Origin of the sequence: Candidatus Vicinibacter affinis, assembly GCA_016714365.1 — a bacterium.
Lineage (GTDB): Bacteria > Bacteroidota > Bacteroidia > Chitinophagales > Saprospiraceae > Vicinibacter > Vicinibacter affinis.
The window spans coordinates 640,231-665,257 of the sequence record JADJNH010000007.1; the positions used below are offsets into that span (position 1 = coordinate 640,231).

At 34.9% G+C, this 25,027-nt stretch carries 22 protein-coding genes and 4 pseudogenes; all 26 read right to left on the minus strand.

Annotated elements, in window-relative coordinates:
• Window positions 1-220: 220 nt before the first annotated feature.
• Entirely contained in the window at window positions 221-892 is a 672-nt protein-coding gene (locus IPJ53_17350; GenBank protein ID MBK7800869.1) for a hypothetical protein, read from the minus strand.
• A 520-nt stretch (window positions 893-1,412) separates the two neighbouring features.
• Window positions 1,413-2,366, minus strand: a complete 954-nt coding sequence (locus IPJ53_17355; GenBank protein MBK7800870.1) for a PD40 domain-containing protein — start codon at window positions 2,364-2,366, stop codon at window positions 1,413-1,415.
• A gap of 408 nt (window positions 2,367-2,774) precedes the next feature.
• Window positions 2,775-3,176 carry an SRPBCC domain-containing protein gene (locus IPJ53_17360; protein MBK7800871.1) on the minus strand — a complete coding sequence of 134 codons (402 nt, stop codon included), beginning with the start codon at window positions 3,174-3,176 and terminating at the stop codon, window positions 2,775-2,777.
• A gap of 75 nt (window positions 3,177-3,251) precedes the next feature.
• Window positions 3,252-3,662: pseudogene (locus IPJ53_17365) on the minus strand (SRPBCC family protein).
• 31 nt (window positions 3,663-3,693) lie between these two features.
• Window positions 3,694-4,086: pseudogene (locus IPJ53_17370) on the minus strand (DUF1801 domain-containing protein).
• Window positions 4,087-4,431: 345 nt separating this feature from the next.
• Window positions 4,432-5,469 carry a methyltransferase gene (locus IPJ53_17375; GenBank protein ID MBK7800872.1) on the minus strand — a complete coding sequence of 346 codons (1,038 nt, stop codon included), beginning with the start codon at window positions 5,467-5,469 and terminating at the stop codon, window positions 4,432-4,434.
• A gap of 81 nt (window positions 5,470-5,550) precedes the next feature.
• The gene (locus IPJ53_17380; GenBank protein ID MBK7800873.1) at window positions 5,551-6,363 is read right to left on the minus strand and encodes a helix-turn-helix transcriptional regulator; all 813 of its coding nucleotides are present in this window, start codon (window positions 6,361-6,363) and stop codon (window positions 5,551-5,553) included.
• Window positions 6,364-6,793: 430 nt separating this feature from the next.
• Complete coding sequence (locus IPJ53_17385; GenBank protein ID MBK7800874.1) at window positions 6,794-7,945, minus strand: DegT/DnrJ/EryC1/StrS family aminotransferase; 1,152 nt, start codon at window positions 7,943-7,945, stop codon at window positions 6,794-6,796.
• Window positions 7,946-8,215: 270 nt separating this feature from the next.
• Window positions 8,216-8,703 (minus strand): annotated as a pseudogene (locus IPJ53_17390) (DNA starvation/stationary phase protection protein).
• Window positions 8,704-9,096: 393 nt separating this feature from the next.
• Window positions 9,097-9,652, minus strand: a pseudogene (locus IPJ53_17395) (lipocalin family protein).
• A gap of 1,535 nt (window positions 9,653-11,187) precedes the next feature.
• Window positions 11,188-11,967, minus strand: a complete 780-nt coding sequence (locus IPJ53_17400) for a DUF1295 domain-containing protein (GenBank protein ID MBK7800875.1) — start codon at window positions 11,965-11,967, stop codon at window positions 11,188-11,190.
• Window positions 11,964-12,362, minus strand: coding sequence for a DUF2177 family protein (locus IPJ53_17405; GenBank protein MBK7800876.1), 399 nt, complete (start codon window positions 12,360-12,362; stop codon window positions 11,964-11,966). Before IPJ53_17405 ends, IPJ53_17400 begins: the two co-directional genes overlap by 4 nt.
• 196 nt (window positions 12,363-12,558) lie before the next feature.
• A complete protein-coding gene (locus tag IPJ53_17410) occupies window positions 12,559-16,032 on the minus strand; it encodes a PAS domain-containing protein (protein MBK7800877.1) in 3,474 nt (1,157 codons plus the stop codon).
• 67 nt (window positions 16,033-16,099) lie between these two features.
• Entirely contained in the window at window positions 16,100-16,579 is a 480-nt protein-coding gene (locus tag IPJ53_17415) for a response regulator (GenBank protein MBK7800878.1), read from the minus strand.
• Window positions 16,580-16,825: 246 nt separating this feature from the next.
• Window positions 16,826-17,026 carry a hypothetical protein gene (locus IPJ53_17420; protein MBK7800879.1) on the minus strand — a complete coding sequence of 67 codons (201 nt, stop codon included), beginning with the start codon at window positions 17,024-17,026 and terminating at the stop codon, window positions 16,826-16,828.
• Between the two features lie 209 nt (window positions 17,027-17,235).
• Window positions 17,236-17,421: a tryptophan-rich sensory protein gene (locus IPJ53_17425; protein MBK7800880.1), complete on the minus strand. Its 186-nt coding sequence runs from the start codon at window positions 17,419-17,421 to the stop codon at window positions 17,236-17,238.
• A 332-nt stretch (window positions 17,422-17,753) separates the two neighbouring features.
• Entirely contained in the window at window positions 17,754-18,518 is a 765-nt protein-coding gene (locus IPJ53_17430) for a hypothetical protein (protein ID MBK7800881.1), read from the minus strand.
• 247 nt (window positions 18,519-18,765) lie between these two features.
• Complete coding sequence (locus tag IPJ53_17435; GenBank protein ID MBK7800882.1) at window positions 18,766-19,014, minus strand: zf-TFIIB domain-containing protein; 249 nt, start codon at window positions 19,012-19,014, stop codon at window positions 18,766-18,768.
• Between the two features lie 15 nt (window positions 19,015-19,029).
• Entirely contained in the window at window positions 19,030-19,323 is a 294-nt protein-coding gene (locus IPJ53_17440) for a hypothetical protein (GenBank protein MBK7800883.1), read from the minus strand.
• A 230-nt stretch (window positions 19,324-19,553) separates the two neighbouring features.
• On the minus strand, window positions 19,554-20,498 hold the full coding sequence (locus tag IPJ53_17445; GenBank protein ID MBK7800884.1) for an NAD(P)H-binding protein: 945 nt from the start codon (window positions 20,496-20,498) through the stop codon (window positions 19,554-19,556).
• A gap of 205 nt (window positions 20,499-20,703) precedes the next feature.
• Window positions 20,704-21,237 carry a hypothetical protein gene (locus tag IPJ53_17450; GenBank protein MBK7800885.1) on the minus strand — a complete coding sequence of 178 codons (534 nt, stop codon included), beginning with the start codon at window positions 21,235-21,237 and terminating at the stop codon, window positions 20,704-20,706.
• Between the two features lie 211 nt (window positions 21,238-21,448).
• Complete coding sequence (locus tag IPJ53_17455) at window positions 21,449-21,610, minus strand: hypothetical protein (GenBank protein ID MBK7800886.1); 162 nt, start codon at window positions 21,608-21,610, stop codon at window positions 21,449-21,451.
• Between the two features lie 98 nt (window positions 21,611-21,708).
• Window positions 21,709-23,133, minus strand: coding sequence for an SDR family oxidoreductase (locus tag IPJ53_17460; protein MBK7800887.1), 1,425 nt, complete (start codon window positions 23,131-23,133; stop codon window positions 21,709-21,711).
• Between the two features lie 256 nt (window positions 23,134-23,389).
• Window positions 23,390-23,899 carry a RidA family protein gene (locus tag IPJ53_17465; protein MBK7800888.1) on the minus strand — a complete coding sequence of 170 codons (510 nt, stop codon included), beginning with the start codon at window positions 23,897-23,899 and terminating at the stop codon, window positions 23,390-23,392.
• Window positions 23,900-24,133: 234 nt separating this feature from the next.
• Window positions 24,134-24,802, minus strand: a complete 669-nt coding sequence (locus tag IPJ53_17470) for a hypothetical protein (protein ID MBK7800889.1) — start codon at window positions 24,800-24,802, stop codon at window positions 24,134-24,136.
• Between the two features lie 6 nt (window positions 24,803-24,808).
• Complete coding sequence (locus IPJ53_17475) at window positions 24,809-24,997, minus strand: hypothetical protein (GenBank protein ID MBK7800890.1); 189 nt, start codon at window positions 24,995-24,997, stop codon at window positions 24,809-24,811.
• Window positions 24,998-25,027: the final 30 nt, after the last annotated feature.

Genomic DNA, 25,027 nt, shown 5'->3' on the forward strand with positions numbered 1-25,027 from the left:
GAATCATAAATGAAGCAACTATTGTGATTATATTGTTTTAGACATCCAACTTTACACTGATCTTGAATCAAATAGCGTTGATTCACCAAAAAAGATGAACGGATTAGCTTAACCTAAGCAAAATAAATATTACATTACAAAGTGAATGAAAAGATATTGTGAAAGTTAAAAAATCTCGCAAATTTGTAAATTATTATAAATAATTTTTCAATTCTCTGTTCTACTTCACTGGGTTGAATCTGGAGATAATAATACCGACAAGTGCCACCATGTAAAATTGTCCAGCAATGGTGAAAAACATAGTTGTAAGGCGTGCGGCGTCAGAAACAGGTGTTATGTCTCCATATCCCACAGTAGCCATCGTAACCATACTGAAATAAGACAACTGATTGTAAATATATGGAATGTTTCCCTGCACCAACCCGCCGAAAGAATTTGGGTTGTTGTATTCAATCAACAAAAAAGTAAATTGTGCAATTACGATCAGCAGTAGGAACCCGCTTATTGATCCATATACCACACTTATGGTCGCTTCACTTTTGCGAAAAATCTGATACAAAACTTCAATAAATATCAAGGTATAATAAAAGGTATAAACCAGAAAAGCACTTTGAACTAAAACCGGATTTCTCACAATGGTGAAAAATAACAACGGTATCAAGACGCTTAAAATAAAAAGTACATTTTTGATCCATATGATATACCTAAATCTTTCTTTAAAAATTCCCACCGCAGCGAAACCCAATATGATCATGTTAAAGGGCCATATGTATGTGGTGTAAATATTCACATCCGGTACAAATATTTTATCAAAGAGCAACAGGAGGAGGGCGAAAAGCAAAAATTCAAATCGATTGTTGCTCAATACCTCCTGGAAATTCTTTACTTTCATTGCTCTAAGGTAGTAGGTAAAAAATTAGCAAGCAATGTTGCCAGCAAAATAAAATTTGAAACACCTGTTTTCAAATAAATCGAATGTTAATTTTTGTTTTTCAATCGCTGCTTTAAATCAACAATCCTATCTCCTGATCACCAGGTACGATTTGCTGGAATTATTCTTTTGATAATTAATTGGTAGGCGACGGAAACATCCGGTAAGTTTAAGTGAATAACATTTACATGATGGTAAATTCGCTTTTCATAAATCACCCCTCCTGCATCATAAAAAATTATACCCACTTAAGGGCAATATTGATTCAATTCAATATTTACTTGGTCTTTTGCTGGATTAGGATAAATATAATCCACCGAAATTGCATAAACATCTGTTGTTTTTACATTCGGATTTGCATACTTTAAAAGTTAAGCATACCCTTTCAAAATTCAAGTACACATCAATTTTTATTTTCAAGAAACTAGGTCGGATATTAAAAGAGTAAAAAGTCTGTTTGTTCTGAATCATTTCAGAAGTGCTAAGGTCTATTTGGATCAAACTTTATTTTATACAGCCTGCTCAAACCATTTTCATACTGAGTCATCTCTTCTAAAAGTTTTTTTAACGATTGTGCATCATTAAATTTTGTTTGAACAGCATTTCTCTTGCTGGTAAAATAAAGCATTCCCTTCTTAGGATCTACAAAAGGACAATAATCCATTTTAGTAGAATTGATCTGAGGACCCATATTCATGGCTTTAGTCCATCGACCATTATCAGTTTGGTAGCTGATGTAAAGATCGCCACTACCGTAACCTCCATCCCGATTGTAGCAGGTATAAATCAAGTATGATTCATCAGGTGCTATAAAGGCATTAAACTCTATCCCATCTGAATTGATGGAATCATTGAGAGAAACCGGTGAATCATAGCTCCCAAAGTTCCATATACTGACAAATATATCATCCTTTCCTTTTGATTGTGCCCCATCACTGGTGAAATAGAGATTATTGAATTTTGAAACTGCCGGATAAAATTCATTGTCTTTGGTATTGATTGGATATCCCATGTTGTATGGAGCTGACCAGCTGCTCTTAATGGACACTCGCTCTACAAACCAAATGTCATAATCCTTGGTTTCATTACTATTCTCTTCCAGGGGACGGTTGGATGAAAAATACAACCGCAATCCATCCGGTGACAAGAATGGTTCAAGATCATGGTATTTCCCTGAGAATGGGGCGACCTCCGGAAATGAGTACGCTCCGTCTTTAAAGCTGGAAACCACTATTGCCGACAATTCACCCAAATAACTTTGAACAGTAAAATAGATTTCATCCCCATTTACAAATATGGCAGCATCTCTTACATTAGGAAATTGAGACACAATTTCCGGTAAAAATCCCTCCACTTTTTGGATGCCCTCTTGTGCACGCACTTCACCAATTCCAAATAAAACAGAGAATGCAAACGAATAATAATTGAACCTCATGGTTCAAAAATAATAAATTAGTAGAGAAATTGACCTACTTTAACTGTATTAAAATAGATTATGCATGTAACCAGACTCATATTTTATTTTGCAAATAAAATACCAATTGGTTTGTATACTTTATGTCAACAGCCTTTAATAATGGAAGTCGATTTGCAAGCATCCAAGTTTGCAAATTTCGAATTCCCTATCCTTACTTAACTTTTTGAATCTTGTGTAAAAAACTAAGACAAGATGTTACAGGTAACAGTAAGATTATATCAGGTCTTACCGCTTTATACTTTTTAATTCTTATAAGAAAATTGCAATTTATAAAAAATGATTCGAAATGATTACAGTTGCCTATTAATCCATTTTACAATAGAAACTCACGTTTGGAACAGATCATTTCCACATCGTCAATGTGAATTACAATCCTTCAATCAATTCCTTTAGCTTGGTTAAGGCTAAAGGATATGTTTGATTGAAATAATCAATATATTCCTCTATTACACCTAGATCGACTGTTATGGTGGTTTGATGGTCTTGTTCTTTAAACGTATAGTTCTCTATACCATCGGCCCATTTTTCTACTTGTGGTCCCTCGGTAATTTCTACTTCGTCTTCAAAAATTCCATAGTGTTGAATTGAAACAAATTGATTGGGTATGTTTTCTACAATTCTGGAAATCATACCTGCTCTCTTTCCATTGTCATCAGTACCCAAGAAAAGTATTTTACTTCCCTTCTCCCAATCTCCGACATAAGTTGAACTAGGGTTAAATACCGAAGTCCAATGTTGATAAGTATTGATGTCTTTAATTCCCAACATAGAATCGTAAGCATCCTCAGCCGAAGAATGAACCACAATGTTAAAACTCAAAATTTTTGTTTTTAAGTTGGCTTGAGATTCACAATATTTTTTAAAGTTATTAAGTATTGCCTGCCAGCCACTTCTTTGCAAATCGATCGAATTTTCAGATTCTGCATCAAAAGTCACCGTCACATCAGAATGGGTGCCATCACCCTTAAAATTTACGATTGCTTGTCTTCCATCAGACATTGTATACTTGATTTTTTCACCCATCACTATTTCATCGTAAGTTGCCTCAAAGTCAAAGCCGAAACTTCCGTCCTTGGCCTCCATTCTCGCAATGTATTTTCCGCCAACCTTAAGATCATTGGAGGCATGCGGACATTGCCAGTCATCAGAAGCAAAGTTCCAATGAGTAATGTGCTGAGGATTTGTATAATACTCCCAAGCCTTCTTCTGGTCGGTGTTTATAGTTACTTGTATTGTTATTTTTGAATTATCCATAAATAAAATATTGTTTAAAATTCTGAAACATTTACTTTAAGTATTCCAGGACTCCTTTTCTCTTGACTATGTTTTTATAATCCCATTGGATTTCTCTTGCTTTTCCAAGCAACCTGATCAGATCATCCAAATTTATTTGATCAACGGAGGTAAAACGAATACCCGCATCTTTAAATTTTCCGGTATTGATTTTCAACTCTGCTTCATTAAAACTAGCCCCACTCCAGAATAAAAGTCGGACACTCTCCTTGAGCTTACTGTAACCTACGACCGGATTCCCATCAAGAAACCAGACCGGGTGTGCATGCCAAATTTTATTTTCGGCTTCTGGTAAATGCTCATCAATGGTCCGCGCCAGTAAATTACATATCTTCTGGTCTTCTGAGGTTTACCTTCCGTTATAAGCTTCAATTTCCATGTTAATTGGTTTTTTCGCCATGTTTAAACTAAAATTAACAACGGGATAAAATTAGGAATTAACCCTCAAATTTTATAGTGAGAAAATACAATTTAGGATAAGCTGGAGGATCCTTGATAAAGGTCAAAGTACTTGATCAATTACATTTGCAAGACAAAATAATCAATCGGCAATCTCCTGCAAATAAATCTTGAGAAATCGTGGGATGGACAACTCAAAGGAAGATTACTAAAAGACTACCTTCTGCATAAATTTAAGATTTCTAAAAAAAGAAACCATCCTTTACCTAGTCTTAACTGGCACTGAAATAAAATGGAGACAATAAAATGAGTAAAAGTAAATTGGTAAATACTATTTATGACAAATCACAACCCCGAATCCTGGAGCGTTTAATTTTTTAAGTTCTGTATTCTTAAATCCCATTTTCTTTACAAATGAATCAATTTCATTTTTTGAATAGGTCTTCCCTCCTGCCTGATGCAAAAGATTCAATGCCATATAGGAGGTGGTTGCCTTTGACATTTGAGAATTGCCTCCTATACCTTTTATCTGGTCCAGTATAACGTACATACCTCCGGGACTAAGAGCGTTGTACACCTTTTTAGCCAATTCTTCGTTCTCAGCTGCATTCAATCCATGAATAATATTAAAACCTAGGATAATATCGCTATTTTTTGGAAGTTCATCTTTCATAAAATCACAACCCATAAAGGAGACATTATTTTCTGCATGGTTTTTTGCAATACATTCATCTGCATATATTTTAACAGGAGGTAAGTCCACTATTACAGATTTTAAGTTAGGGTTTCGTTTGCAAAGTTCTATACTGTACAAACCATGTGAACCTCCCAAATCCAGCATTTTGGTATGCGTTTTAGCTACTGGAATTTTTTGAACCACTTCCTTCAAATTAGTTTTTGAAATGTCAATCATGGCTCTTGAAAATAACTCCCATTCATATTCAGTCATCTCATCCAGCATGCTGGATTGGGATCTTTTACCTAATCGGATGGTTTCATCAAGCTGGAGATAGCCTTTATATAAATAATTACAAAACAAAATAAAATGACGGAAATTATTAGGCGAATTTGGTGACAAATTATTGAAACCTCTTTTAGTAAATGCGTATTGATTCTCCTTCTTTATAACGTATCCCAAAGCATCCAAGCAATCCAAAATTAATTCTGCGCCTACCTCGCTAACGCTTGCATCCCTGGCGATGCTCTTAAGGTCCTTAAGGTCCATGGAAAGCTGATCTGCGATTTTCAATTTTACTGCACTACCCAAAGCAAAACCCAGTCCTACTGACGAAGCAGCGTCTGTAAATGGATGTGGAATAATGTCATTTGACAAAAGTATTTTTTCGATTAATGAAAATTTGTAAATCATAACATTTGCATTTAAAATATTTAAACTGCAAAATGACAAGAAAGAGAGAACATAAAATAGTATAAATCGGACATTTTTGTGTTACACAAAAATATGCCCGGGAAAATCTGTGAAGATCTTACGATATTCTTTGGGAGTGAGTTCTGTGTAGGATTTAAATTCTCTTATAAAATGGGACTGATCATAGTAGCCTGCCTTCAATCCAATTTCAGTGAGTGTCCATTTTGAATCATGTAAAAGCTGTAGAGAAATCAGATATTTATTGTAAAGTATAAACTCCTCTGTACTCATACCTAACCATTCCGTTGAAAATCTTCTGAGCTGACGTTCTGACAAACAAATTTCATCACTAATTTTTTTAACAGTTAGCTCACGAAAGAAATTCAAACACATTAACCTTTGGACCCTGTCAATCGAATATCCGTAATTTACAAATGAAACTTTTTTTCGCACCCATTTTAAGATCGCTTCAACTTGTTCATTAAAGGTCTGTTTGCCAAACAGCTCATTAGACAAAGAGTCCAAGCAGGGACAAAAAATACTTCCTTCATAAACCCTGTCGTTAAACTCATTAGCAGATATATTGAAAAGTAGCTTTAATCCGGGAGCATTAAGTTGTACTCCTAAAAAATCCTGACACCCTGTCTTTAATAATTTGAATGGATTAAAATTCAGTCCATTGATAAATACTGTTGGTAGCTTTCTTGAAATTTGCAAAGCTGGATTGACATAGTCAATTTGATCTGAAAAATTGAATATTAATTCAACGGTACCTTTAGGAAGAATTGTTTCAACCTTTTTATTTACATCAAATTCCGAAAGACGCCAGATCGACTTTATGAATATTTTCTCAAATTCATTAGCCGGAAAATGAATGTCGGTCCTTTTATCCATACAATATAATTATTATATGCCTCCTTTAGCCAAAACAACTGATGATTTATTGATTGCCGGTTAAAATTATAAATTACCGTCGAATTATCCAAGTGAACATTTAAATTTATTGCAAATCATGGGTGCTTCGTGAGAATTTCCCGGTTATTGGGGAATCAAATTTAAAAGATCAAATCGAATATTAGGTGAATCTTGATATAGCAAATATTTTTTTACAAAATAAAATAAACAAATCTGTGATCTTTGGCTAATAAGTGAAAAACTATCTTCTATTTATAATGGCCTTTTCACTGTATTGTATGAAAGTTCTAAATGTGACATCATGAACTTAAAAATAAATCCATGTTAACTTTAAGGAGTGATCATCATTTTCAGCATACTTGTAAATCATTTCAAAATGAAATACATTTTTTCACTGCTTTTTTCAATATTATTTCTTCAATGCTTCTAAAAATATTTCAGCCAATTTTTCGGGTTGAATTCTGTTCAGTGTTGGATTTATTTTCAAAAAAAATCCATTTTCAACAGGTGCATTTAATTGAACATTTTGATTATGAAGCGTATCTCTAAACTGGACAAGATTTTTTCCTTTCACATCAAGCTTCACTACATGAGTGCCGTTCTCCAATTCGGAAACAGTAAATCTCTCTTCCTTTCTGAGCAACGAAAAAAACTTTTGAGCGTTTAACCACGCTGTCTTATAATCATCCATAAAGCGATCAGCATAATAAAGGGCAACGGCTGCAAATGGCCAGGCTGCAGGCAACCCACCTCCAAACATTCTTCTTTCATGAAACAAGGATTCAGTGAATTCTCTGGTTCCAGCCAAAATGGCTCCTGAAGGGGCGTTAAAACATTTATACATGGAGGTGTAGACCGCGTCAAACAGTGATCCGTAAGTAGAAGGCAGTATGTCCGTATGAACCGACTGAACAAAAAGCCTTGCCCCATCCAAATGCATTTTTACTCCATTATTTCTAGCATAATCGCTTATTGGTTTAATTTTATCATATGTAAAGATGCGGTCTTGCTTTCTCCTTACCGGTGTTTCAATTGCGATCACTCCGATCTTTGTCTCAACCCTGCCCGTTTTTGCTTGGTTTGCAATATTGATCACATCGCTTAAAGAAAAATCAACTGCATTTTCTCCTGTAGTCATAAGCTTTAAGCCACTCAGCGTTTCTGCACAATCTCCGCTGTCATTATAAAAGTGGCTTTGCTCCTGAACAATGACTCTGCGATTCTTATTTGCAAGTCTTCGCACTGCAATATGGTTTGCCAAGGTTCCGGTGGGCATGAATACCGCCGATTCTTTACCCAACAAAGCGGCGAATTTATTTTCCAACTCCTCTACTATTCCTCCATTGGAATAACTATCTATCTTCACCTTTCCCTCATCCACCAGCTTCATAAGGAGATCAGCAAATTCTTTTGGAGATAAGTCTGTTCCATCATGTATAAAATCAATGCGCTCATGTTCACTACCCCGATCATTAGCTAATTTTGCCTCCGCAAAAGAATTAAATTGACCACCCGCAGCAGCAAGTAAACCACCCAATTCTATAAATTTTCTTCTTTGCATATTATTGAATTAATGCTCAATCAAAATACTTCAAATGGCTCTTTAAATCAGTGTTAAATTTGGAATGTGAAATTACAATATTTATCATTCAAAGATTTGATATTTGATAATACAAGTACCTCATTCACACCTGTTAAGAATTTAAAGTGCATCATGACCATGTTTTGCATACAAATCAATATTTGTATGTTAGCCGCTATATGTAAAGACCAAAAGAATAATTTTAGTATAAATGTTTATAAAAATAAATTGTTGCCGACTATTACAGTGTCAAATTATTTTATTTTTTTTTAAGAAAGCCGAATACATCCAAACTAATTTTTCTTGTTCTCGAACATAATCACTCATTAGTGCATTTGTTCCCTCATCTCCGGCATCCGCTGAAATATTTAACAACTCCCTTTGTCTTACAATAAGTATTTCGAAAGCATCCAAAATAGATTGCACGCCTTCCTTTCCATCAGAAACATTTTTAACACTTTTAATCTTTGCAGTTTTTTTGTAATCCGTAAAAGTATGTAAGGGAGTAACACCAAGGGTTAAAATACGTTCTGCTATTTCATCCACTTTCAAAAGAATATTTGTATAAAGCTCTTCATATTTTAAATGCAGTTCAAAAAACTTTTCTCCTTAATGTTCCAATGTAAGCCTCTGGTATTCTGGTAGAACATCATGTAGTCAGCAAGTAAATTGTTTAAATTGTCCGCTAGCTTTTCGCTTTTACCTTTATCAAGGCCTATTTAATTTTTAGTTGTCATTTATTTTGATATTTATATTTTAAAATATTATTTCACTTTAAGTTACAATTAATCATGTGCCTAATGCTTCTAAAGAATTCAATCGGGCATAGGAATATTAACCCCACGGCCAAATAGCTGATTGTTGAGATTTCCCCTTCATCCTCAACTTTATGTCACCAGATCACATAAAATTAATAAATTTTAAGAATAAATTTATACGACGGATGAGTAAAAATATTTTAAGTTACATTTTACTACTGAGGTGCAGGTATTAAATTTCCACAAATTTGACAATTACTTTCAAATATTTTAACATCATGTTATTCAAAGACAGGCCTACAGAAATATCTTTTTGTATCTCTTGTAGCTTTACTGAAGTTTCAAAATATTAACAGCCGATAAACTTTAGGGCTATAGATGAGTGGTCTTTTGCAATTTCGATATGTCAAATCCTTTTAATTCAAGCCTTTCAAGAATTTGTCCATAAAGTGTAACGCCAATTGTAGGCGTCCTGGATAATATCCATAAATACTTCCTATTTGGATTACTCACAACTGCGTAACTATAGTCATCTGCTAAATCTATAATCCAATATTTTCCTTTAAAGGGCCAAAAGAACTGCACTTTCAATTTTGCATTACCCGAACCCTTTTTCAACAAAAGCCTTACCTCTTATGTAGGATTGCTTGCCATCAACACTGCCTTTGTTGCATCGATTCTCAACAATAACATATCCTTTTTCATGAAGTGTATATTCAGCCGTGGTGCAGTAACAACCCTTTTGAAAGCTCTGGGGAAAAGAGGCTATCTCAAACCACTTGCCCGCATACTTTTGTAAATCTACCCTTGGAACCGTTTGCAGACTTTGATCTGGATTTTTCGAATTTTTTATAAATGAAAACGAACCTAAAAGTGAGATAATCCCTAAAGGAACAATAATCCAACAATTTAATAATAACGTATTCATTTTACTGTAATTTATAACCAATTAAAAAAATATACTTAATTTCCGGAAAGTTCAAACTTTTAGTTCTTCAAAGAAATAAACCATTGATAAATTTGTATTACTTTCAATAAAGCAATTTCCATTTGCAAAATTTATAACAATTAAGTCCATAACAGACTCGATAGAATCTATTGAATTTCCGTAACTCCGACAAAAGTAGGATGAAATTAAGAAAAATTAAATATAGTCCTTCGGTAATTTTATATTATCGGCCTATGCTGGTGACAAATTAATATCTCTTCTAAAGCGATCCGCTTATTCGAGAAATTTCTTGTAATAATTACTTTTAATTTAAGAGACATCATCAAATCAAGGGTAATCAACCGCGATTCAAAATTTATGCAGAAGTAATATTTATACTTAAATCACTTTATCAGAGCTATCATTTATTGGTAATTCCCATGAATATCCTCAAAAGAAAAAAAAACTCCTGATGACAGAGCTATCAAACTCATATTTGAGATAAGTTCAAATTATGAGATACCTGAGCCGAACCTATTTTGACAATTGTTTGAGATGATGTTTTTGATACTTTAAATTTTTTTTAATCTTAGAAAAGTGTGTATAAAACCCTTCTGGAAGCAAAATGGTCTCGATAATCACCTGATAACCTAAATTCAAAATTCTTCACTCGGGTGCTAATTCTCTTGATTAAATTTCCATTTTGGTATCAATGGATTTTCTCTTTTTCATTTTATATTACGGCTCATCGCTTATATAAAATAAATCTAAACTAATAACCTATGATTTGAATAAAAATAAATCAAATCACAATTTCATTTGAAAATACCATCTATTTTTTCCTCTTGCTTGGCTCAATTATTAATAAAGCGAATCCAATTCCAAAAAGAATCGTTATTAACCCTGCAAAATATGGTATAAATTAAATCATTATTTGAATTATTAATTTGTTTAAGATAAATTCTAAAAGCTGAAATCGAAGGAACCCAAATTCCAATAAAAATTCCATACTGCTTGTCTCCTTGAAAATAAAGTATCTCGGAAAATATCAAGGATAATAATGCGGCAATAAATAACAGCTTGTCAGCCGTTGTAAATTTCTTAAACATATTTTGAATTTATTTTTTGGTAAATATATAGATCTCAATTCTTAATTTAATATATTTTCTGTTACCTTTCATTCAAACATTAAGGCAAAGTTGTTTCCCAATTTTTAGGGTGCCTAATCACTGATCGGCTGTAACTGTAAATATCTGAAGTTTTAGACTCCGCCCTTCCGCCAAAATTAAAAGCGCAGGATAGTTGCACAGATACATAGATTACGATCCCCCGCAGACCGCGAGGAGATATAAGCTTATAGGAATTGAATTCAATTCCTTTTGTCATGGAAATACGTCATTTTTTTTAGCTGTTTTCACTTACTCATTCACCTACCATTATTAATAAAATATGATAAAAACGGCTATTGACCTTAGCTCCCCGGAAAAAAATTCAGACACCGATGTTTTCCAAGTGTAGTCCATCATGAAAGAGTTTTATTGGCTTAAAATATTACGAGGTGGCAAGGGTAAAAATCCACTTACCCTGCGTTTATATTCAGCAAATTCAGGATTCTCGGCCATCTTCTTCTCAAGTAAAGGTATTCCTGAAACTTTTAAAATCAAAATGGTTATAGTCAAAGGTCCAATAACAGTAAACCAAACATTCGGCGCGGAAACCGCCATCAACCATACACCCCACCAAAGTGTGACTTCGCCAAAATAATTTGGATGACGAGTGTAGGCCCAAAGACCGCTCTGCATTAACTTACCTTTGTTTCCGGGAGTTTTAATGAATTTGGCCAACTGTGCATCTCCTACTACTTCAAAATAGAAACCAAAAAGCCAAATTGCGACACCAATAAAGTCAAACCAGCCAAGCGATGCCCCATCACTTTTGTTGATCGCAATCACTGGCAAGACAATTAGAAATAGTAAAAATCCCTGGAGAAGAAATACCTGTACATACGAACGCGCGTAGAACCATTGACCCCAATCGTTGCGCCATGTCAGATATCGATAATCTTCTGATTTATTTTTGTTTCGCGAATGAATATGCCAAGCTAAACGCAATCCCCAAATGCTTACTAAGCTATTTACAATTATTCCTCGCGTACCGGAATCGCTGGAAAGGAAAAAAGACACCCAGGCTAAAAGTACAAATCCTAAACCCCAGGCCACATCAGCTACATCGTTTCTTTTTTTTATCAAAGAAATAAAAAACCAGCAACTCATGTATACAAACAAAAATAAAATAAGCGTTAAGTAATAATTCATAATCCAAGATTTCTGGCGATGAAGTATGTTATAGTAGAGACAGAAGCTGCGAGTATTGCACCCCACGTCAAATCAACTACTGTTACCAAAAGTGGCCAATCTTTTGCAACCGCTAAATTTGTCAGGTCATAGGTGGCATAACAAACCAGACCAAAAAGCGCACCATAGAAAAGGGCGTGCGTCCAGGAGCCACTTTCCATGGCCGGCGCAATGACAAAGATGACGATGCCTGCAATGAAAATCAAATAAAAAGTAATCGCAGCCACCCAATTAACATCGGGCTTCATGAGAACCCCAATCTGCATTCGATAAAAGTCTTTAGCTACAAAGCCAAGCCAGATCATATCAATCACAAAAAAAACAGGAAACGCAATCGCATAAAGTTTTATAAACATAAAATTTAATTATTAATTCATGTATCAAATATCCTCCGCTCAAGAATACAAACAATGGTAAAAATACAACGACACTCTTTTATTTAAAGAGCAAACTTGTAATTATAATAAGCTTGCTGAAATAAAATATTTTCTCATCAAAATCGGTAAATAGAAAAAGAAGATCTGTCTCTTTAAACAAAACAAATTATTTCTCTTATGAAACAGGAATATAGATATCAAAAGTTGCTCCTTTATTCAGTCTGCCTGTTGCAGTAATTATACCGTTATGATTGTCCACAATTTTTTTTACGATCGCCAGACCAATACCTGTTCCCGTGTATTCTTCCTGGCCATGCAGCTTTTGAAATACTTCAAATATTTTGGTGCTGAATTCCTTTTCAAAGCCGATTCCATTGTCGGTGATGCTGATATGGCAGTACTCATTTCGAGGTGCAAGCCCTTTTATGTTTAAATTATTGTCTTTAACATTCCGACTCTTTATAACAATATGAGGTGGTTTGAGTGGATTAGAAAATTTAAGGGCGTTTCCAACAAGATTGTGCATGAGTTGGCGAAATTGAAAAGGAATAATATGGACTTCACAGTTTTCCTTCACCTCAATAACAGCATTTTTTTCAGCGATTTCCTCCTTAAATTCATTTTTAACTTCTTCTACTATTATACTGAGGTCAGCATTTTCAAATTTTCGGTCGGCCGCTCTTAGTCGTGAGAAGGAAATTAAATCTTGAATGAGTTGTCGCATTCTTTCTGCGGACAGTTGCATAAGCTGAAAATATTTCTTTCCATGTTCAGACAAATTTTCGTTTTCCTTTTCTAAAATTCTTCCCGCAAAAATTTGAATCTTCCTTAATGGCTCTTGCATATCATGACTGGAGATATAAGTAAATGCTTCCAGTTCTTTGTTCATATTCAAAAGTTCCTTATTTTTATCTACGAGAGATACGTTAGCCTCTTTTAATTCACGAGTCCTGGTGTCGACAGCTTTCTCTAATTTTAATTTCTCTGTCTTGCGCTCGAAGTTTTCCTTCTTATGCAACTCCTTTTCTATTAATTCCTTTTCCATCAGGAGGCGCCTTACTTCAGTGATGTCGGCGATAATCAGAAGAATCAATTGCTCACGGTGTGCTTTCTGAATAATGCGACTGGCATTTAGCGACATGATTTTTTCACCTAGGTTCAGAAAGGTGTGTTTTACCTCATAATTTAGGAACTGAGAGTTTTTGGGAATAATGTCCTCAAGTAATTCACGCAGCGCAGGAATGTTCCATTGTTTGTTACCCAAATCATATAAAAGTACTCCAACTGTTTCCTCTTCTGCTACCTCGAATTTCTGGTAGAATGCTTTGTTGGCCGATTTTACGCGAAGGTCCTTTCCCAAAACAAGCATGGGTTCGTGCATAGTAGAAATAATGGCATCAGAATATTCATAAGATTCATTGAGAAGATCAATGCGTGTTTGCATTTCCTGATTGGTGGTGGTGAGTTCCTCATTCGCAGATTCTATTTCCTCCTTTGAAGTTTCCAATTCTTCATTAACGGTTTGAAGCTCTTCGTTACTCGAAACCACTTCTTCGTGAGCACTCTGCAATTCTTCTGCAAATGCCTCGTGTTCTTGCACAGAGGAGAGCGCATCTGCCTGTGCTGCTGCCAATTGTTGTTCTAATTTTAAAATCCGCCGGTCTTTTACTGGGGATGTATAGTTTCTGCCGATAGCTTGCTGCACATAAATTTCCGCTTGTTCATGCTCAGTGAAAAGAATAAGTAGCAAAGGTTCGTTCCACTGTATTTTAAGAGGAACTATTTCGAAACTTACAATTTTAATCAGAGAATTTATTTTTAACTCTATACCGCCCTTTCGAACCCGCCCTTTCGTTTTAATTACTTTTGAAATAGCGCTGCGTAATTCAAAAGATATTTCAGGTCGCGCCATTTTTAAAATGTTAAAAGTGGCTTTGCCTTTAGGGTGCGTAAGAAATAAGTCCGTTGTACCTCGAAACTGAACGATTTCCATTTGATGATTGATGACAACACTTGCAGGCATAAATTCTGCAACAAGCACTTCATCAATGGCATCGTCCAACCCCTGTGTATTAATAGAAATATTTTTTGTTGTTCTTTTTTGATTAACTGTTAGAAAACTACTTTCAAATGCAGACTGCTGCGCAAAGCGGGGTGAAAGTTCAGGAAAACGCTGAGCATCCGAATTGATTTTTCGTGAAAATATTTTATATTTTTTATTAGCGCTTGTAAATAACTGTGTTGATTGATTTATGTTTTCTGATTTGCCCAGCATTAAATATCCATCATTGTTTAAAGAATAATGAAAAGTTCTTAATGCTTTTTTTTGTGCCCCGATATCAAAATAAATAAGAAGGTTGCAGCAACTGATAAAATCCAAACGCGAAAAAGGGGGATCATTTAATAAATTATGCTGTGCAAATACACACATATCGCGTACAGCTTTATTCACGCGAAAATGACCTTCTGCCTTTGTAAAGAAACGCTGGATGCGTTTTGGAGAAACGGTTTCCAATTCCTGTTTGGTGTAAACGCCGCCACGAGCCTTTCGTATTGCCTGTTCACTGAGGTCGGTTGCAAAAATCTGGATGGGTATGTCAGAGCCCTGACTCTCCTTAATCTCCAGAAACATCATGGCAATGGAATAGGATTCCTCACCGGTTGCACACGCCGGGACCCAAACACGAAGCGACTCTCCTGCCGCCTTCCTTTTCAGCAATTTTGGAAAAAGAGTTATTTTTAAATATTTATGTACATCGGTGTCCCGGAAAAAACTGGTAACATTAATCAAAAGATCCTGGTAAAGAATATCTATTTCCTCGTTTTTCTGTGTAAGAAGTTTCGAATAGTCTTTAAGGGTAGATATTTTATACAGCAACATTCTGCGAATGATGCGTCTCTTAATAGTGTTCATTTTATATGCACTAAAATCAACACCAGTAGTTTTAAATAATTGGCTGAGAATAATTTTTAAATCCGGATTGCTGTTTTCAATTAAATCTTCACTATTCGCTTTTGAATTTTTGACCTTTACAAATGGATGGTTGCTCAGACGTGCCAATTCGAGTGCAATTTCTTTAGGTGATAAAACAAAGTCAATCGCACCAGCGGCAATTGCAGAGTGCGGCATGCTGGTGAATTTGGCAGTATCGTCCTGGGCAAAAGTTAATCCGCCCTCATGCTTAATGTCTTTTATACCGACGGTACCATCACTTGCACTGCCTGAAAGAACGATGCCAATAACTCTTTCCTTTTGTGCATGTGCAAGAGAGGAGAAGAGAATATCAATTGACACTGCTGTGCTGCTTTCTGAGCGCTGAATTAATTTTATGTGGCCATCAGTTACTTCAATACCCTTGTTATACGGAATGACAAAAACATTGTCGGGCTTAATTTTATCCATGTCGTCAATTTCCTGCACTTTCATTTTTGTCTTCTTTGATAAAATTTCAGTCAACATGCTCTTGTGGTCCGGACTGAGGTGTTGGACATAAATGAAAGCCATCCCTGTATCAGGTGGCAGGTATTTTAATAACTCCATCATAGCTTCCAACCCACCTGCGGATGCGCCAATGGCAACTACAGGAAACTGGTTTCCGGAGACAGAAGTTGACTTGGGTATTGGGGTTTTTGAATTGTTCTTTTTCATTGTCATTCGGGTAATATCATGATTTTAGAAATTGAACATATTCTCGGTTGATTTACTAAGCCTCGAATTAACTTCCGGCGGAATCAGGAATTATAATGGTATCCCCTGTAATCATGAAATTTTCTTTGAGTGGTAAGGGATTACTTTTCTGTGTTATAAGAGTAAGAGCTTCATATATAACTTTTTTCAATTGCAAAAAGTCAACTGGCTTGCAGATGTAATAGTGCGCTGCATCCCTAAAAACCCTCTTAACCGATTCCAACTCAGCGGTAGTAGAAAATATAATAACCGGCAGATCCTGCAGAAAGGTACTGCGCTTTATTTCTCCTAAAGAGGCAAAACCATCTTTTCGAGGCATATTAAGGTCTAAAAACAGAACATCTGGCAGCTTTTTTCCTTTTTTTGTAATTTCTTCCATTAACTGCTCACCATTATACACGGTGGTAAGATGCGCGGATACCGGCAACTCCTCCAATGCTTCTTTGAAAAGAAGACAATCAGCTAGCTCGTCATCGGCAAGAAGTATTTCAATGTGTTGTGAAATCATTCTGTGAAGTTAAGAATTTTTATCATGCAATTGAAATTAATATAGAAATTATGTTAAGCGATGCGATTATGCGAAGAACACAAGAATAGGAAGAAAATCGAATGCAATGGCATGTGACCTTGCTACTCCTTAGTTTTGCCACCAATAGCATTTTTACCAATTTGAAATTAGTTTCCATTCCCACTTAATTTCTAAAATGGAGATGTCTTCAACTATAAAATACAATGTGTAGTTGACTTTTAAAAATTACGAACTACCTTCCGAAAAATGTTGGTCCGAACCTTCTGCCTTGCCACTTCTAAAATTCATCCTTGTTGTGTTCAAGGCTAACAACTTCCCTAATGACCTAAGCTTTCCTTTATCTCTGTCCAAAACATTTCTTTTCCCCTCCAGTAGAATAACCGAATTGTCCTTGTCAAATTTGCTTATAAATTCCTTTAATGTCATGGTCTTTTCTTTTACAAATATATGATACTTTGCAGAAAGTTGATGGATTAACTGTTTAGCACAAATGTTGATGCGGAGTACAAAACTTTAAACCCACCACAAATAAGGATGTGTAGTAAATTTTTTATATAAGTACTTCAACACTAATTTCTTAATCATGCTGTTGTACGCTGACCATTGATCTTTGTGAGTAAGAAATGTAGTTGTTTCTAAGTTATAATATTTTCTGTGATAAAATCAAGTTCTGTTGAGGAAATAATAGCTTCTATTAAGTATTGTACAAAAGTCCCCCATAATAAATAGGGTATATATATATATGCAGCCATGGGTTTGATTTTGTAGAACAAAAAAAGAATACAAACAATGCATATCCATAAAACAAAAATTTCAATCAAAGTAAAGCTAATCGAAGTATAGTAGAAAAAAACTTCAACAATAGTTATTTGCTATCTGTAACAAAAAGATAAAATTTGCTAAGTTGCTTTCTTTAGTTTCACTTTGTTTCCAAATAAGAAATAAATAAATCCCCATAAGTAGCGATATAGTTGTCCAAACTGGCCAAACAACCAATTAGGTGGATTGAAGGATGGCCTGTTCAACGTTTCAAACCATTCAGGAATGCTTTTGCCTTAAATAAACCTACCATACCCACCTAACTTAAAGCAAATTCAAGTGATGCGCTTAGCCAAAATAGTTGGGGTTACTTTCAAAAAAAATCCTTTAAGAATTAATTTGGCTTTGAATTATTTTTAAAAGTATAAGAAATGCCAACAGAAGCGTAATGAAACAATGCAAAATTATAGACTCTATCATTATCCGCACCTCCTTCAAGAATACGGTATCCTGCACGAATACTAAAATTCTTGGAGAAATTATATGTTGCAGCAATCAGAACATCTTCGGCTCTTCCTTGCGGTGCCGCCAGCGCATCGCCATCCAAAAGAAGTCCAAATTTCTCACCAATCTTCCACAGAAGCCTGAAATTAATAATTGGTACAAATCCTACATTCGCTTTCTCCGAATACAAATTTGGCGATGAAAGACTAATTTTAGCATCCCTGATTTTGGCAGTAAATCCAAACCCAAACTCAAATCTTGGCTTTTGTACAATATCATATCGGTATGTCAGTCTGTAAGAATTAAATTTATAGGTGCCGTTAAGATCAGTATTTGCAGGGAACATCACTCCTTCGAAGAAAATATCATTTGCGAACCTGCCGGTTGATTTAGTTTCGAGAGGAGCATACAATAGAGAAAGTGTGTGCCGCGATTTAAATATATAACTCGCTCTCAATCGATAAAATATTTTTGCACTGGCTTTTAAATCATCTTTAAGAGAAAAAAGTGTGCCTGAATCACCTGGGATGCGTACATCATTGTACCCTGTAAATACAGAACCTGTTTCAAAATCTACAACTGCCTGTGCATTCACTGAATTATGGAGGAATAAAGTCAGTAATAAAATGCAAATTGAATAAATCAACGTTTTCATATTTTTTCTATTTTCTATTTCTGAATTCAATAATTAATTATCAATGTTTCTTAGGCTTGAGTACAAGGTTTTTAAACCTGGTACCGATGACGATTTTGACCAAAATGCTGATGTGTAGAAAAAATGTTTGATTAATCACAAATGTCTCTGCAGAACATTGAACCGCCACTTTTGAAAACCCACATTCTAGATAGTGGGTTTTGTCCTTTTTCTAAGGTCAATTTTAGTTTAGATTATCATTTGTCATTTAGAAATCAAACAAATCCTCTAATAATCCTTTTTTCTTCTTGTATTGAAATTCCTTGTCTGTTGTATGTCGTTGCTTATCAGAGTAACTTTCGTGTTGAACATTTATGACTTTTTCCGAGGAACGTTCGATAATTTTATCTAGTTCGCCGCGGTCAAGCCAAACTCCACGACAATCTGGACAGTAGTCGATTTCAATACCGTTTCGGTCTGTCATTATGAGAATTACATTACAATTTGGACACTTCATATTATCAATCTTTAATTATTTAATAATTCTTTCGTAAAGTTTAATCTTCTCATTTGAAATAGAATCAAGTTTTGAAGAATTTTTATTTATTAATGAATCAAGTTTTTTAAATTTGTCACTTTCACTGTTAATTAAAGAGTCCAACGTTAGAACCTTATCAACTTCTTTATTTATTATAGAATCTAAAGATTCAGTTTTTCTTTTTAAATCATTAAGTTTGTTTTCAACTTCTTTGCTTAAATTACCACAAGAAGTCAAGGAAAACGTCGCTAAAATCGTTAAAATAAGTTTATTCAGAAAATACTTCATGGCTCTACTTTTTTAAAGAGGTTAAATTCATTTTGTCTGCAAGTTAAAATATTAATCATAAATTTTGCTTAAGATTTAATTTCGGTCATCAGGTATTACCATTTACTTAAATGATTTACAAATTTGCGATGTTCGGAATTTTCAGTAAAAGGTTGATGCAGAATACAAAGGTATCGGTCACTGCTAAACTATCAGCGGAGTAAATTACTCCGCCTATTGCAAATGTGCTGTTATACGCTTGTATTCTTTTCCGACAATGATTCAACCGTTTGCTTTACTGCAACGGCGTTTTTGATCGGGGTATAGTTGAACCGACTATTAAATTTTGAACTGTCGAAAAAATAATCCCTGTCATACTGGTAGTTCATCTCTGGTAATTCCTTCATGATTGGAATAAACAATCCTAAAACTTTTATGAGCCAGTTAGGCAATACCTGATATTTATTGCTGGTGTTCATTTCTTTTGCAAAAAGATTTATCCAGCCTTCACCGGTTATTTTTTCCGAGTCTGTCGGCAAGTTCCATACCTGATTATAGGCATCCGGGGTATTACCAAGTATGGCAGTTCCCATGGCAAGGTCTGGAGTATAACCCATGTTGTGCACTTTTTTTGCATCGCACAACCATTGGGCTTTTTTGCCTTTAATCAGATTATCATAAATCAAATTCATAGCCATGCTGGCAGCTTTCACTTCGCTGAAGAAATCGGGCGAACGGGCAATGATTGCATTCAGTTTCCGATTCTCGATAGCATCCAAAATGATTTTATCAACTTCGGCTCTTACTTCCCCCTTTTTACTACAAGGACTCATCGGAGATTCTTCAGTGATATGTTTTACATTATCTCCACCTATTGCATAGATATTGTCGAAGAACACCATTTTTGCATTGTGTTGCATACATGCATCGATAACATTCTTGATAAATGGTGGCCACAACTTTTGCCATATCTTAATATTGTAAGCAAAACCCACAGTGACATAAATTATTTCGCTGCCTTCTACAGCCTTAAAAACATCTTCTCGATTGTTGAGGTCTGCCGGGAAAAGTTCATCGTTAAGATTTACTTTCTTCGGATTTCGGCTTACCAACCTTATGTCGGTGGTATACGTTGCCAATGCTTTCGCCAGTTCAATTCCAATTGCTCCACCAGCTCCCAATATTGTCTGTTTCATTTTATTACTTTTACCTTTTTATTTTTAAAATTATGTCTTTTTTGGTCATGTCTATGCTTGCGTATAACGTTTAGGCCCTTGGCGAAGAATCGGATTTTGAAGCACGAAACTGTCTGCAACCACAAATGTTGATGCGAAATACAAAGATACATATAACCACTGAACCGTCAATTTCTTGAAGGTGCTATTACTTGCTACCATTTCTTTATTGTCGTGCGAAAATATTGTCTGTGTTTGCATAGATAATTTTAACTTTTCTCTCCGTTTCAAGTTTACTGTTGTCTTGAACAAAACGAATTAATCTCTTACTATGTCTTCCCATAAATCTATTCCAATAAACAATCACAATGTAATCATAATTGTCATTAATATGTTTTGAAGTCTGAGAAAGTGGTTTTAAATATTTCATTTGCGTTTCAAGGGAAACTATACTGTCTACTGGCGCTTGCTGTTTGGGTGGAAAAGAGGTCATTATTCCATTTCTGTTCCAATTTAAATTAGGAAAACCACCAGCATAACAATTTACTTGAAATGACTTTAAATATCCCGAATTGTCATAATAAAGTGATTGCAATGGTTGGTAGTGATTTTTAATTTCTGATCTATATTTAGTCGAGTCAAGAGAAAAAAGATACGAAAGATAGGCTGTATCAAGTTCGTAACTGTCAGCAGTAGGAATGCTATATTTTTTGGCATATCGAACAATAGTTTTTTCGTCAACAGTCTTTATTTTTTTCATGCCATAAAGTCCAGTTAAAATAGAAGAGCAACTCATCAGTCCGAATGAGACGGTAAAGATTATAAGTATTATTAATGATAAATGTCTGTTCATTATCCAGTCTTTTACGATTGCCGCTAAGGCTTTGCAGCTTGGCGAATTGGCAAAAATAGCCATTTTGCCAAGCTGCTGCTATCTGCTGTTGTTATTTCTATTATATTATTCTACTTCCTTAATTTTTATATCCTGTATGTTCCAAAATAAATGCCCATTTTTTAGCATTGTTTCTAATTGCATCAAATTTATCAGCACTTGCACCATGACCTGCCTTGTAATCTACATGTAATAAAATCGGGTTATTGGAAGCATGTCTTGTCCTAAAATAGGTTACCACAAAACTGTCTGCGGAGCACAGCTTGTCCCGCCTAGCGGGAAAACCCCGCCTATTGAAAATGTGCTGTTATGGGCTGTTTTTTCTATTAACTACTCTGTTTATGTTACCGCAAGTTTCTTTATCATTCCCTTGAAAATAAATCCATGAAACGGAAAAACAGAATACCAATATAATCTACCCAATAATCCAATCGGCCGAAAGGTTGCTGTTTGTGTAAGTATATTGCTTTTATCGATTTTAAATTCTAACCAAGCTTCACCGGGTAGTTTCATTTCGGCATACAACAGTAAGCGTTTTTCTTCCCTATTGGCAATCATTACACGCCAAAAATCAAGCGTATCACCTGTATTTAATTCAGTGTCACTTTTTCTACCCCTACGCATACCAACACCACCAAAAATTTGATCTAAAATCCCTCGTACTTCCCAAAGCCAAGTTCCGTAATACCAACCTGTTTTCCCTCCAATGCGCCATATTTTCTCAAGAGAAATAATTGTGTTTTTGAGTTTGCGTGCACGAATATCTTTAAAGCATCCGTTAATAGGTACTTCAATAAAATTAGAAAACCCTTTACTAAATATATCACTTGTTTGCGCATCTTTCCAACTTGAAAGCACTTGATTTTGCTCTATTTTATCAAAAGCCAATTGTATAGATGTGTTATAGTCAATCAGCTTAATACCCAGTGTGGCAGATAAATCATTAGGCTTACAAATTACTTCAACTTTCATGCTGTTTACTAAATTTTTAGCCAATGCATAGGAAGTGGACGTTACAAAATATAGCCAGTATGACGAAATTCTTGGAGTCATTACAGGTACAATAATAATTCGCCTTTTTAAGCCACGGACATTTGCAAAGCGCAATAGCATTTCTCTATAAGTCAAAATATCAGGACCTCCAATATCATAACCTTTGTTAAAGGTTTCAGTTTTACCAATTACACCAACTAAAAACTCGACCACGTTACGGATGGCAATCGGCTGACATTTTGTATTAAGCCAGCGTGGTGCAATCATAAAGGGTAATTTTTCAACCAAATCGCGAATGATCTCAAAAGAGGCACTCCCTGAACCAACAATTATTCCAGCTTTAATAGTGGTAAGTGCATAGATGTTGCTTGATAAAATGGACTCAACATTTTTTCTTGATGATAAATGTTTTGATAACTCTTCGGCATTACTAATACCGCTTAGGTATATAACCTGCTTCGCGTTTGTCTCTTCAATTCGGTTATGAAAATTTGTGGCACAAATTTCTTCCATATCTCCAAAATCTCCGATTTGCGTTGACATAGAGTGAATGAGGTAGTAAGCTAAATCAATATCATTAGGAATATGCTGTAGGCTTTCCTTGTTTAAAAAATCTGCTTCTATTAACGAGATATTTGAAGTCGCATATTTTTTATTATTAAATCTATTTTTATCCCTAACACAGCACACCACCTCATGCCGATTTTCTAATAAAACAGGTAATAATCTTTGTGCTATATATCCCGTCACTCCAGTAAGTAAAATTTTCATAAATTATAATTTACTTTTTCTTTTCTGATGCAACGGTTTTGTTTTCTAAAATTGCCTATAATGGTTTTTGGCTCGGCGAAGTGGCGGATTTGCAACACAAAAGTTCAGAAGAATTACTGCTGTTGACTCTTTCAAAAATGCTTAACAGCAGCACTTCAGCCGCTATATTGGCAAACCGATGTGAGTGCTTCATGCTTTTCATTCCCTGTCAAACTTTACGGTCATGCTCTCTTTTGAGACTTTAAATCCGCTACAGCTATTTTGATTTATTTGCTTCCATATCGATTTCAATCAACTGGCCTTCAATGGCAAGACCCTTTACTTCAAGCCAGGTTCCTGTTGGAAATTGTTTTTTGTAGATAGAGTTACGAAATCCTGATACGATAATAAAATCTTTCATATTGGTCGTGTAAACGTTTTCCACAACAACATCGTCAAAAGTGTAACCGTAATGTTTCAGGATTTTCTCTAAGTCAATATAACAATTTTTCATTTGCTCTTCCATATTTCCCGGTGCCACAATTACACCTTTGTCGTCCATACTGACCGCTCCTGATATTTTCAAGTCATCACCAATTCTAACTGCGTGTGAATAACCAAACGATTTTTCAAGTTCCGGTCTCAATAAAAAGTATTCTGTTTCTTCTCTTTTCATTGCTACTTCATTGACTTCCTTTGTCTCTTGTTCACAACTTTGAAATGTGGTCGCCAAAACTGAAAATGCCAATAAAATTGTCATTGCTGTTAACCTCTTGTAATTGTACATTTTTAATTTTATTTTTTGATTGTGCTTACTCTGGTCGGATTTCAGCGTCCCCGTGTTAATAAATATGGTCTGTCGGAAAAAACGTTTTTAATGCCTGATCACTAACATTTAAGGATACGGGCAGTGACGACTCAATGCTAACATCTACTAAGTAGCCTTAATCGGTCTCAAGATAATAAAATATCGGTAAAAAAATATCCGCTTTTGACAATAGCAAATGGTATCAACAGGATTTCATTTTACCTTAAAAGCAAATGCCCCATCATTGTCAATAATATCCCAATATCCACCACCAGTAAAGGTGGGAAGTAATATAGGATAATGAATATCAAGTTCTTTATAAATCTCTCGGTTATAAGAGTTAACATTGAATTTGTTATCATTAAGCTTATTAAGTGAAGGGCATAAAGTTGTATCTTGAATCATTATACTTCCTATATATAAAGCAAAACAATAACTTCCTTTAACCTTTGGAATTAAACCAATTTTGAATTCGCACTTATCGTCATTGCAATTGAAGTTAACTATACCTTTATAACGCTTTTCTATTTGATCCCAAATCAGATCTTGATTTAACTCTCCTATTATGTTGACAATATCAAAGTCTGAAAATCCAACCAAACTGTCTGGTTGCATTCCCAATTTCAGTACAAACAATCCAAGATTACACATGCCACTGTCAATCATTAATTTTTCATTGGAATTAGTCAAGGTTAACAAAGTGCTAAAATCAGTCTTCAACAAGATTGTATCGCCAATTAAGTATTCTTTTTTCTCGGGAGACAAATCTACATTGAGAGCAGCAATGTTTATTACTGGATCGCATAAGTTATCTTCATCACATTGAAAATTAGTGAACAAAAGGATACTTAGCACTGCAATGTGGTTAAATTTAATTCTCATATAAGGTTAATGATTAAGCTTTGCTGCAAACATTTTGTGTAGATGAATTTGTGGGCCTTTGCCCCAATGGACAGCTGCACGTTGTTGATTGCCGGATTCATTTTTTATTTTTATTCTTCCATTTTTATTTCCGTACAGTCCAAACACTTCGAAACCAATCTTTGAAAGAAGTTCGATTATTGGTAGATTTTTCACTTATTCAAAATCTTCAATTTCTTTAAATGC

Coding starts and splice junctions, on each gene's coding strand:
- IPJ53_17350 (MBK7800869.1), bottom strand. CDS start 892: ATGAAAGTAAAGAATTTCCAGGAGGTATTGAGCAACAATCGATTTGAA.
- IPJ53_17355 (MBK7800870.1), bottom strand. CDS start 2,366: ATGAGGTTCAATTATTATTCGTTTGCATTCTCTGTTTTATTTGGAATT.
- IPJ53_17360 (MBK7800871.1), bottom strand. CDS start 3,176: ATGTTGGGAATTAAAGACATCAATACTTATCAACATTGGACTTCGGTA.
- IPJ53_17375 (MBK7800872.1), bottom strand. CDS start 5,469: ATGATTTACAAATTTTCATTAATCGAAAAAATACTTTTGTCAAATGAC.
- IPJ53_17380 (MBK7800873.1), bottom strand. CDS start 6,363: ATGGATAAAAGGACCGACATTCATTTTCCGGCTAATGAATTTGAGAAA.
- IPJ53_17385 (MBK7800874.1), bottom strand. CDS start 7,945: ATGCAAAGAAGAAAATTTATAGAATTGGGTGGTTTACTTGCTGCTGCG.
- IPJ53_17400 (MBK7800875.1), bottom strand. CDS start 11,967: ATGAATTATTACTTAACGCTTATTTTATTTTTGTTTGTATACATGAGT.
- IPJ53_17405 (MBK7800876.1), bottom strand. CDS start 12,362: ATGTTTATAAAACTTTATGCGATTGCGTTTCCTGTTTTTTTTGTGATT.
- IPJ53_17410 (MBK7800877.1), bottom strand. CDS start 16,032: ATGAAAAAGAACAATTCAAAAACCCCAATACCCAAGTCAACTTCTGTC.
- IPJ53_17415 (MBK7800878.1), bottom strand. CDS start 16,579: ATGATTTCACAACACATTGAAATACTTCTTGCCGATGACGAGCTAGCT.
- IPJ53_17420 (MBK7800879.1), bottom strand. CDS start 17,026: ATGACATTAAAGGAATTTATAAGCAAATTTGACAAGGACAATTCGGTT.
- IPJ53_17430 (MBK7800881.1), bottom strand. CDS start 18,518: ATGAAAACGTTGATTTATTCAATTTGCATTTTATTACTGACTTTATTC.
- IPJ53_17435 (MBK7800882.1), bottom strand. CDS start 19,014: ATGAAGTGTCCAAATTGTAATGTAATTCTCATAATGACAGACCGAAAC.
- IPJ53_17440 (MBK7800883.1), bottom strand. CDS start 19,323: ATGAAGTATTTTCTGAATAAACTTATTTTAACGATTTTAGCGACGTTT.
- IPJ53_17445 (MBK7800884.1), bottom strand. CDS start 20,498: ATGAAACAGACAATATTGGGAGCTGGTGGAGCAATTGGAATTGAACTG.
- IPJ53_17450 (MBK7800885.1), bottom strand. CDS start 21,237: ATGAAAAAAATAAAGACTGTTGACGAAAAAACTATTGTTCGATATGCC.
- IPJ53_17460 (MBK7800887.1), bottom strand. CDS start 23,133: ATGAAAATTTTACTTACTGGAGTGACGGGATATATAGCACAAAGATTA.
- IPJ53_17465 (MBK7800888.1), bottom strand. CDS start 23,899: ATGTACAATTACAAGAGGTTAACAGCAATGACAATTTTATTGGCATTT.
- IPJ53_17470 (MBK7800889.1), bottom strand. CDS start 24,802: ATGAGAATTAAATTTAACCACATTGCAGTGCTAAGTATCCTTTTGTTC.